This is a genomic window from Salegentibacter tibetensis (assembly GCF_020164485.1).
GTDB classification, from domain to species: Bacteria; Bacteroidota; Bacteroidia; order Flavobacteriales; family Flavobacteriaceae; genus Salegentibacter; species Salegentibacter tibetensis.
The window spans coordinates 1-249 of record NZ_JAIQZA010000180.1 but is presented as its reverse complement, the minus strand read 5'-3'; the positions used below and the strand labels follow the sequence as shown (position 1 = coordinate 249).

The window sequence follows — 249 nt, the reverse complement described above, 5'->3', positions numbered from 1 at the left end:
GCTCCAGGCGTTTGTAGTATAAAACAAAGCCGCCCCGCTCCCAGTGAAGCAGCTTGAGATGGGTGCGATTCCGATTAAGAAAAACGAACACATCACCGCTGGTAGGCTCCCTTTTGAGTTCATTTTTCACCAATCCGCTCAGACCATTAAAGGATTTTCTCATATCACAAGACTTACGATAAAAGTGATAATTATGGGAGGAACCTAAGGAGAACATTAATACAGCTTAACTAACCGGGCAATAAGTCC

1 protein-coding gene is annotated in these 249 nt (G+C 43.8%); it reads right to left on the bottom strand.

Annotation, left to right across the window (positions count from 1 at the left end; translation table 11 throughout):
• Positions 1-217: IS66 family insertion sequence element accessory protein TnpB (gene tnpB / locus LB467_RS19575; protein ID WP_224475695.1), on the bottom strand; the 217-nt coding region annotated here is incomplete at its 3' end.
• Between the last annotated feature and the right edge of the window lie 32 nt (positions 218-249).